Here is an 8,949-nt window from a genome sequence, read left to right as displayed (position 1 = left end):
GGGCAAACCCATACCTTTTTGGTATTGCACTTTGTTTTTGCTCATCTCCCGCCTCCTTTGGTTTCAAGGGCTTGCACTTATGCCTTTGACTTCAAAATTGGCTGTGGGTCCTACGTAATCAGAAAATATTATGTTCTTCCCGTATACCACCTAGCAGGACGGAGTTTTTGCCCCGTCCTGCTTTGTTGATTTACACATTTTCCAGATTTAATGCGGTTTATGCTTGCTGTCGATTTGTTGCCAAAAGAGCAAATATATAACCATCAATATCGTGAAGACTATTATTGAAATCATGACGTTCTCCTATAACTATGAACAATGATTGGACCGGGCATTTACCCGGCATTAAAAAGCGGCATTATTATGCCTATTGTTGGCTGCGTTACTTGATTGTTACCAACCTAGGGCAGCCGTGCATTCCAGGCATCACTCAATAACCGTAAGCCTGGAGTGTTCCGAAAAAGCGAGCCAAAGTAGTGTTTTAGACTCCCAGCCTGCACACAAACTAAAAATGATTCGCTTCCAATGGATGTCCGGTTGTTTTCGGTTTGCCCAAATAATCAAACGCTATCGCCCTATAGTAACTGCCTTCTACCAAATCAAAATTAGCGCTGCGGGCCAAGGAATCGGTTTTTTTCTGGTCAACCTGCTGCAAAATACTTTGCCCATTCACCGAGGCAACTACTGTTGTTAGTTCATCTAAATTATCGCTATCATCACTGTGGCCGAGACCCTCCGCCGACACGCTGACGTAATTCGGGGATAACGATGCAATCAAATCAAGCGTCGTTTTATCCCTGGCCCTATAGTCAAATTTGAGTGCAATTTGATAACCTTGATGGCGATAATTATCCAAGCCTGCAAGCAATTGTCGGTAATGACGCGCATATTGGCTGTGTACCGACAACACGATAACAATGTATTGGGTGTTCAAGCCGCACTGGGCTATGACTTCTCCAAAATAAACCCCATGATCGTGTTTTATGCCCAGTATATGGCGTGGATCGACCTCCAAAAAAAGGCTGCCGTGTGATGGCAATACGGTCAGGAAATTGAGCATGTGTACGGTACGCGACAAACGGTCAAAATTAATAATGGATTCTAGGCTGGTCGGCTGTTTTTCATTATTTGCCAAGAGATTTTCAATTTCGTCTTCGCACAAATATTGCGTGGCGTGGGTGGAAACTTCAATCTGCGCGGCATGGCCGATAATGTCTGTAGGTTTCACCGTGTGTCGTATCGGCGAAAAAAGGCTGTCAATCCGTATCGGCCCAAACAGCCCTCTGACTTTTTTATCTTTCAGGATAAAGGGGCGAAAACTGGAGTGGTGTTCCCGCCCAAAGCGGTCATTAAAATATTCAACCAAATCATGTAAGGGCATAACTATTTTCCTCTAGCTAATTTTTTTGATTCCAGATTTAAACTACTGCCCACCCTTTGTTAATACGCATGGTGGTAGTGGCGAAAAAAATGGGCGGGGTTTAAACCCCGCCCTAACAACATCCCTGCGAGGAGGTAGACACTTTCAAATATTCCTTAACTCGAAAGCCATGAAGAACTGTAATACCAATTCCAAAAAGTTCCCATATTGTTCCTTCTCCAGAGGGAGAAGGTCAGGATGAGGCGATTCAAATAACAATTTATTGGGATTGGTATTAATTCAACTGCTTGAACAAAACTGACCGATTAGTTTTTGTTGTTTTCCTGTTGGTGTACATCCTAATACGGTTTTCATTGTTAATAAAACGATATAATTAGATGTATTTATCTTTGAAACGGATAATGGCATGGACGTTTGTGTGCCAGCGTCTTAACATGACCAGCTAACAACAAATCCCACCTTTCGAAAAATTAGGGATATTATCCCCCGCCCGAATCCCAATAGCTTTGTCGCCATACACCTGCCTGATAATTTCCCTTTTTGCCTCCAGCCAGTCACGAATCTCATGGCCGGGATAAAAATTGCGCTTTTCCGCCTTGTAGTAGGCCGCCTCAGCAATCATTGTTTCCATACTCAGGTGTTGCACTAACACGGGTAATTTCGCCGTAAACCCAAATTTTATGAGGCCGATAAAATCCTGGGGCGCTTCCCCGTTAATACCGACTTCTTTGGGTTCCAACTCTGCCATAGTGCCAAACAAACGATCCCAAAGCGAAAGCACTGCACCGTAATTACTGTCATGCTCGTGACGTTGTGTGGAATGGTGGACGCGATGCAAATACGGCACAATAATCAGGTAGCCCAGAAACCTCTCGCCTTTGAAGGTAATGTTGCTGTGGTGGAACATCAGGAACAAGGTGTTGATGGCCTCATTGGTCAAGACGACGGCCTTGTCAAAACCAAATATGACGATGTAAGCCGCCTTAACTAGCGTGATAATAAACGCGTCCAGCAGATGAAGCCTAAAAGCCGTCGAGACGTTCAAATAAGGGTCGCTGTGATGGACTCTGTGGAATAGCCAAAGAAAATCAAACCGGTGGCTTGCCCTATGCCAGAGATAAAGCGACAAATCGTAGAGTAAAAACGACAAAACCACCTGCCACAAAGGGCTTGACAGGTAAACCGATAGCCACTTATTCGAATAATGTTCCGCCAGCACCAGTAATGTTGAAGCAGATAATAGCGAAAGCGACATACTGTTGAAGACAAACAAACTTAGGTTTGTTTTATAAGACACACGTAATTTATTTGCGGGCAGTTTTTCTCTGGGAAACCGGCATTCTAATGCCAATAGTAAAACGAAAAATAGGGTTAACAAAAAACTGGCCATTGCCACTGAGAACAAGGATGGCACTGTGAAACTGGAGTCAAATAAGGCTGTTGGTAGGCTGGTGTTTAACATGGCCTGGTCCTCAATTCAATATTGATACGAACTTGGAACAAGGTAATCTTCAGTTTGATAGCGCATAAAATAACGCTAGTTTCTCCGAGCAGCTACCTTTACTGTTCTATTGAGGAATATCCTAATGCGGTTTTAATCTTGAATAAAACGATATTAATAGATTATAAAATCTAATAATTAGATAATTTGAAACCTAAGGAAAGGCCGTAAGTCGTATAATACAAGGGCGGATTAGCCGCGCAACATACGCGATCTATCCGTTTGTTTGTCCTTTAGGCGCGGCGTAATTCACCAACTGCGGCGGTCATCCATCCGACCTCCAGGGATGGGGAAAGTGCGGCAAATGGTCTGGAACCATTGCCGCCGACCTCCAGGGATGGAGGCGGTGCCGTTCCCCTACCGACTACCGCACTTTCCCCATCCCTGGTCGGAAGTGCGGTTGTGGTTTGGAATTGTTGCCGCAAAATGGCGGATTACGACGCACGGGAAAACTTTACATAGATGAAAGTTGGAGGGTTTGCGCGGCTAATCCGCCCGTGATTTCGCTTCCAATGGATGCCCGCTGGTTTCCAGCTTGCCCAAATAATCAAACGCTAACGAAGCCGGCAGATTTGTTCAGCGCTTTCTTAATTAATCACCCAAATGCTGAGAGCATTGTAGGGATAGGCCTTGTGCCTATCTGGACAACCATAAGGGGTTGCCCCTACGGTAAGGCCGTAAGTTGGATAAATGCAAGCTTTGATGTAACTTGGTCTCAGGGCTTCGATATTCCTCGATTTCGTTACACTTTATCGAGGCTACCGGCTACCTATTCTCCGAAGACATCCGATTTTTTATCGGAGATGGGGATCCAAAACACGCAATAGCAAAAACTGCGGAAGATTATATAAGTTTCCCAGGTGACATCGTTACGCCGCAAAAGCTGAAGAAATAAACAATGAGTTAGGCTAAGTTCTGTATATTATCGATTTCACCGTTTCCCTTTCAGGTTATTGTCGCTGTGGTTTTTGCTTACTTAGATGTTTAGCCCTCATCCGTCTCAATCCCCGCCTGATCGCTAATATTTTTGGGGAAGCTTTTTTTGACTTTAACGCCCAAGTCAACAAAACTGCTGGCTTGACGGATGAGATTGCCGTTACCCTGGGTCAATTTGTTCATCACGCCGTCGTAAGTGCCATGAACCATATTGAGTTGCTTGCCCAGCTTGTCGAGTTCTTCCACAAATCCGCGTAGCTTGTCGTAAACGATGCCTGCTTTTTCAGCAATCGCCCTGGCGTTTTCATTTTGCCGCTCGTAACGCCAGATATTTTCGATTGTGCGTAAAGTAGCCAGTAAGGTCGTGGGGGTGACGACGATGATTTTATGCTCAAAGGCATCGGTAAATAAGCGTTCGTCGGCTTGGAATGCGGCGACAAATGCGGCTTCTATGGGCATGAACAGGAGCACAAAATCCAAGGATTTTATGCCATGCAAGCCGGAATAATCTTTTTCGCTCAGGCTTTTGATGTGGTCGCGCACTGCGCCTGTATGTTGCCTGATGGCGATCACGCGCTCCTGGTCGTCGTCCACTGAACAGTAGCGTTCATACGCCAATAAGGAAACCTTGGAGTCGATAATGACATCCTTGTTGTCGGGCAAATGGATGATGACATCGGGCTTGAACAGGCGGTTATCGTCATCGCGGAATGCGCCTTGCGTTTCATATTCGATGCCTTTTCGCAGGCCCGAGCGTTCCAGCACTTTTTCCAGGATCATCTCGCCCCAGTTGCCTTGGGTCTTTTTGTCGCCTTTCAAGGCACGGGTCAGGTTAAGCGCTTCCTGGTTCATTTTTGCGGTATCGCGCCGCAGGGAGACAATTTCCTCGCGCAGGGTAATCCTGTCCTTGTTTTCGTTATCGTAAACGGTCTCAATCCGTTGCTTGAATTCCCCCAGTTGTTCCCTAAGCGGGGTGACGATATGATCGAGACTGGTCTTATTTTGTTCGGCAAACTGTTTGCTGCGGTCTTCAAAGATTTTTCCTGCCAGATTCTCAAACTGGGTTTTTAGCTGGATTTCGGCATCCTGCAATAGCTTTAGTTTTTCGTAAGCGCTTCTTTCCTGTTCGGCGATACGGGTTTGCAGTTCGGCGTTTTTGGTTTTGGCGGTGGTCAGCAGTTGTTGGTACTGTTTTAACTCCGCTTCTGCGTTTTGCAAATGCTTGATTTTTTCTTCAGAAACAGCAATGTTGATCGACAGTTGTTGGATGATGATCTTATCTTTGTGGCTGAACAAGCGCATCAGCACCGCGCCGACGATTACGCCGGCCAGGGCGATTACCCAGGGTGGCAGGTTATTGATAAACTCCGTGAGGGTCAACGGTGCTGTTCCTGTTTACGTTAGCTGGGCAAAAACTTTTTCGGCGACAGCCAGCGTTTGTTCCAGGTCGGCATCGGTATGAGCGGCGGAGACAAAACCCGCCTCGAATGCGGAAGGTGCCAGATAAACGCCCTCTGCCAACATCGCATGAAAAAAGCGTTTGAACAAGGCTAGCTCGCAAGCCATAACTTGGGCAAAACGGGTAATCTTTTCCTCTTTGCTGAAAAACAGGCCAAACATTCCGCCCACGCTGTTGGTCGTGAATGCAATCCCGGCTTGTTTTGCGCGTTCTTGCAAACCAGAAGTGAGTTTTTCAGTTTTTGTAGATAACGATTCGTAAAAACCGGGCGCGGCAATCAATTCCAGTGTTTTCAGGCCAGCCGCCATTGCAACGGGATTACCAGAAAGCGTTCCGGCTTGGTAAACCGGACCCAAGGGCGCGAGATATTCCATGATTTTACGTTGCCCACCCAATGCCCCGACCGGCATTCCGCCACCCAGGACTTTACCCAGCGTTGTCAAATCCGGTTTGATGCCGTAAAGCCCTTGTGCGCCCGATAATGCCACGCGAAATCCGGTCATGACCTCATCAAAAATCAACACGCTGAGGTATTCGTCGCAAATTTGGCGCAGGGTTTCAAGGAATCCGGGGACTGGTGGCACACAATTCATGTTACCCGCGACTGGTTCAACGATGATGCAGGCGATTTGTTCGCCGATTTCAGCAAACACCTTTCTGACTTCATCGCTATCATTATAGGTGAGTGTAATTGTGCTTGCGGCGACAGAAGCAGAAATCCCCGGAGAACTCGGTACACCTAGCGTTAACGCGCCAGATCCTGCTTTCACCAGTAAGGAATCAGAATGACCGTGATAACAGCCCTCAAATTTAACGATTTTATCCCTGCCTGTATAGCCACGCGCTAAACGGATCGCGCTCATGGTGGCTTCCGTACCGGAGCTGACCATGCGGACTAGATTGATGGACGGTAAAGTGTCACACACCCGTTGCGCGAGCAGCGTTTCAATTTCTGTGGGTGCGCCAAAACTTAAGCCTTTCTCGGCTGCATTTTTAACCGCCGCGATCACTTCAGGGTGGGCATGGCCGAGAATCATCGGGCCCCATGAGCCTACGTAGTCAATATAACGCTTGCCCATGCTATCAACAATGTACGCGCCTTGGGCATGGGCTATGAAAACCGGAATGCCGCCGACACCGCTAAAAGAGCGGACAGGCGAGTTGACGCCTCCGGGAATTACGCTTTTTGCTTTGGCAAATAATACTTCTGCTGTTTCGGTCATAGGGTCTGTGTATCTTTAGGGAGCCTCTAAAAATAGCTTCCCCCTAAGGGAGAAGGAGTATTTTGAATTTTTAGGGATTCCCTTTAATTTGTTATGGTTTGCATATTTTACATAAAGACCACAGTTACAACGACCGTTCATAACTTATACGGAATAATAACCATGTGTATTCACTAGACACCCCTCTTCTTAGTCTCAAGGAAAATTCTGCGGTTTTGTCCTGATTTGATGAAACGGGTGTATCAGCACCCTATGGGAAGGGTGGGCGATTTCAGCAAACGCTATGGTATTCATGCATTCATTTGGTATGAGGCACATGAAATGACGGAAAGCGCTGTCCTGTGCGAGAAACAACTTAAAAAATGGTCGCGGATTGCAAAAATCCGTTTGATCGAACAACAAGACCCCTTGTGGCAAGCCCCGTGGCTCGACACGTTTTGCCATTCCTGCCGGAATGACGGGAGAGGCTATGCATTTCAGGTCATTTTTTGATAACTGCTTGAATGGAACATGAATTGTGCTTATTAAAATCTTTCAAAAATTTTGGGAATTCGATCTGGTACTGTTGTTCAAGTTCAATCGCCCATGGCCTAAGGTCTTTCATCTCGTATCGCAAAACATCCTGATTGAATGCCACGGCTATCATATTGCCACGGTTACGGACAGGCAGGATCAATACCTTGTCGTTGAAAACTTGTTCCAGCCAATGTAAGCAGGAGCCACATAAATTTGTTTCCGTTCCCCACAGGTTGATGACCAATATGCCATCCTGTTTTAGCAGGATTTTACAGGCATTAAAAAAAGTAATGGAAGCAATTGATTGCGCCATGCCTTCAAAGTCAAAAGCATCAATCAGGATCAAACTATATTGGTCACTACACGTTTGTGCGTGTTGGTGGACATAACTCCCGCCATCGCCAACAATCACTTTCAAGCGTGAATCCAGCGGTAAGCCAAAGTGGCTACGGGCTATTTTAACCACGCTCGCCCGGTATTCAATGGCCCTTAGTCGGCATTCCGGGAAATGGTACAACAGATGCCTGGCTAATGAACCGCCGCCCAACCCGATGATTAACGCATCATCCACCGTCTCTTTGAACAACAACCAACTGGCCATGGCCCGTGTATAAGCCAGTTGGAGGCTTTCTGGATTATTCAGGGTTATGCTGCTTTGCCGGGAGCTTGAGCCAAAATGCAATGACCTTATGCCATTTTTCTCGACAACCTCAAGGACACCTTCATCATCATGGTTTTGGTAAATAACCAAACCATCGTATTTGTACATAGCTAAAGGCAGGGGTTATGTAACTTTAGCTGCTGATTGTACACGAGTTTAAGGTGATACCTAGCGTGTTTTGTGCGTATTCTAGTGAAACCCTCACGATTACGGTTTAAAACTCTTAAACCCTAACACCTTAGCTGGGTTCGGCGAAGACTAATGATTTTTTTTGGCAATTGTCCAGTGATTTTTCTTTGTGGATTCAATCGACATGCAACAACACTCTACTCAATCGTGGTAACTTTCGATGCCATGATGTTCCGCTTACATCACCTCAGGGGTTGATGTCAGGTTGGTAGTTTGTTGTATGGCAATACACATGGCTGCAGCACGGGTGGCAACGCCCAGTTTTTCAAAAATGTGTTCCAGGTGTTTTTTGACCGTGCATGGGCTGCCGCCCAGGATAAGGCCAACCTCCTTATTGGTTTAGCCCCTGGAAATCCACATGAGTATTTCTGCTTCCCGAAAAGTGAGCCCTAAGGAGCTTTTGACAGAATCGAGATTCCATTCTCCTGAGCGTTTTTCCATCAGCAGAAGGTATTCATGCGTTTTATGGCAGGGCGTTAGTTTTAACGAGAGGCTATGTCACCGTTAAATATTGAAAATTCCCCAGAGCGGGGCATTCAGCAGCATTTCTGGTGCGAGTGGTTGGTGCTGTTCAAAAGCCCGCCGCCAGCCCAGGCAGTTTGGCAGGTAGTGGGTTGCTAAGCCATGGAAGTGTGCCAACCACTGTATACCGGCTGTGATAAGCGTTGACATTCTGCACATGATAAGCGCCATTGACGCGCTGGCCTTGGCTGAGGTTGACGGCTTCATGGCTGATCCCTTCTGCCTCACAGAACGCCGTGTAGGCGGGGTTGCCATCGCTGACCAACAGGGCATCCGCAGCCAGCATAGGCTTGAGGGCGGTTTAAGTGCTGTAGGTGCAAGATATGGAAATGCCGACGCCCATACAAACGCCTGCCTCCGGTCTTCAAGCAGGGCGCGATTATCCGCCCAGCAATGCGGATTTGCAGGCATGCTTCCTAGCTGGCGCGGCTTGTCTTGACTGCCTTAAGTGGCTTCGTTGGCCCAACGGTTTTTTCTGCCCACAATGCGGGACATCTAGCCAATGGCGGATGGAGGGCGGACGGTTTTGGTGCGCGCCATGCCAACGCCGGAGCTGTGACT

General features: G+C 47.0%; 8 protein-coding genes and 2 pseudogenes. 2 read left to right on the top strand and 8 right to left on the bottom strand.

What is annotated here, in order from left to right; genetic code table 11:
- Positions 1-505 precede the first annotated feature (505 nt).
- From ACLQ6D_RS13780 to hemL, 5 genes are all read right to left on the bottom strand, one after another.
- A complete protein-coding gene (locus ACLQ6D_RS13780) occupies positions 506-1,381 on the bottom strand; it encodes a hypothetical protein (protein WP_411727891.1) in 876 nt (291 codons plus the stop codon).
- 442 nt (positions 1,382-1,823) lie between these two features.
- On the bottom strand, positions 1,824-2,843 hold the full coding sequence (locus ACLQ6D_RS13775; RefSeq protein WP_411727890.1) for a sterol desaturase family protein: 1,020 nt from the start codon (positions 2,841-2,843) through the stop codon (positions 1,824-1,826).
- 272 nt (positions 2,844-3,115) lie between these two features.
- Complete coding sequence (locus ACLQ6D_RS13770) at positions 3,116-3,307, bottom strand: hypothetical protein (protein ID WP_411727889.1); 192 nt, start codon at positions 3,305-3,307, stop codon at positions 3,116-3,118.
- Positions 3,308-3,866: 559 nt separating this feature from the next.
- Positions 3,867-5,198 carry a DNA recombination protein RmuC gene (rmuC, locus tag ACLQ6D_RS13765; protein WP_411727888.1) on the bottom strand — a complete coding sequence of 444 codons (1,332 nt, stop codon included), beginning with the start codon at positions 5,196-5,198 and terminating at the stop codon, positions 3,867-3,869.
- Positions 5,199-5,213: 15 nt separating this feature from the next.
- Complete coding sequence (hemL, locus tag ACLQ6D_RS13760; RefSeq protein ID WP_411727887.1) at positions 5,214-6,500, bottom strand: glutamate-1-semialdehyde 2,1-aminomutase; 1,287 nt, start codon at positions 6,498-6,500, stop codon at positions 5,214-5,216.
- 228 nt (positions 6,501-6,728) lie between these two features.
- Here hemL and ACLQ6D_RS13755 point away from each other — a divergent pair, with 228 nt between their 5' ends.
- Complete coding sequence (locus ACLQ6D_RS13755) at positions 6,729-6,992, top strand: hypothetical protein (RefSeq protein ID WP_411727886.1); 264 nt, start codon at positions 6,729-6,731, stop codon at positions 6,990-6,992.
- Here ACLQ6D_RS13755 and ACLQ6D_RS13750 read toward each other — a convergent pair.
- The 3 genes and pseudogenes from ACLQ6D_RS13750 to ACLQ6D_RS13740 form a co-directional block, all read right to left on the bottom strand.
- The gene (locus ACLQ6D_RS13750) at positions 6,982-7,785 is read right to left on the bottom strand and encodes a spermine synthase (protein WP_411727885.1); all 804 of its coding nucleotides are present in this window, start codon (positions 7,783-7,785) and stop codon (positions 6,982-6,984) included. The genes ACLQ6D_RS13755 and ACLQ6D_RS13750 overlap by 11 nt on opposite strands.
- Positions 7,786-8,043: 258 nt before the next feature.
- A pseudogene (locus tag ACLQ6D_RS13745) lies at positions 8,044-8,193 on the bottom strand (helix-turn-helix transcriptional regulator); the annotation flags it as partial.
- A 166-nt stretch (positions 8,194-8,359) separates the two neighbouring features.
- Positions 8,360-8,689 (bottom strand): annotated as a pseudogene (locus ACLQ6D_RS13740) (transposase); the annotation flags it as partial.
- Between the two features lie 22 nt (positions 8,690-8,711).
- On the opposite strand from ACLQ6D_RS13740, the gene ACLQ6D_RS13735 reads away from it, so the two are divergent.
- The coding region (locus ACLQ6D_RS13735) for a transposase (protein WP_411727884.1) at positions 8,712-8,949 on the top strand (238 nt) is incomplete at its 3' end.

The organism is Methyloglobulus sp. (assembly GCF_046714055.1).
Classification (GTDB): Bacteria; Pseudomonadota; Gammaproteobacteria; order Methylococcales; family Methylomonadaceae; genus Methyloglobulus.
Note: the sequence above shows the minus strand (reverse complement) of the source record. Positions and strands in the feature narration are given on the sequence as shown.